We start from the raw sequence: 383 nt of genomic DNA, 5'->3' as shown, positions 1-383 counted from the left end.
GGTTAATCCATGTACCACCTTTCATATACCCTTTGTAACTCACTCCGAAAACTAATAGTATAATTATTATCCCAATTGATGCTATCAGCGCAGGGTTTAATAATGGATTTTTATATTTATCTTGGAGTCGCTTAGAACCATAGTACAAAATGACTGTTAATAATATCATGATAACGGCTTGTAAATAATCATTCATGACTGATCTGTCCCTTTAGTTATTTTGTCTTTTCCTACCATTTTTTCAGCTATAAAGCCTGAAGATAAAGCAACTACACATGTACCTATAATAATTACGATAAAGAATAATACATAATTTAACGTAATATCAGAAGCTACATCCATAATACCTACCACTGATGGGATAAAGAAAAATACCATTGTCT

The 383-nt window shown here is 31.3% G+C and carries 2 protein-coding genes; both read right to left on the bottom strand.

Annotated elements, in window-relative coordinates; translation table 11 throughout:
• On the bottom strand, positions 1 to 196 hold a 196-nt coding region (locus HZY83_RS00075), incomplete at its 3' end, for an LrgB family protein (RefSeq protein ID WP_179942089.1).
• A partial coding sequence (locus HZY83_RS00070) for a CidA/LrgA family protein (protein ID WP_370520014.1) occupies positions 193 to 383 on the bottom strand: 191 nt, incomplete at its 5' end. The genes HZY83_RS00070 and HZY83_RS00075, both read right to left, overlap by 4 nt.

Source organism: Gemella sp. GH3, from assembly GCF_013415425.1.
In the GTDB taxonomy this organism is placed as follows: domain Bacteria; phylum Bacillota; class Bacilli; order Staphylococcales; family Gemellaceae; genus Gemelliphila.
The sequence above is the reverse complement of the archived record's forward strand: the minus strand, read 5'-3'. Positions and strand labels throughout refer to the sequence as shown.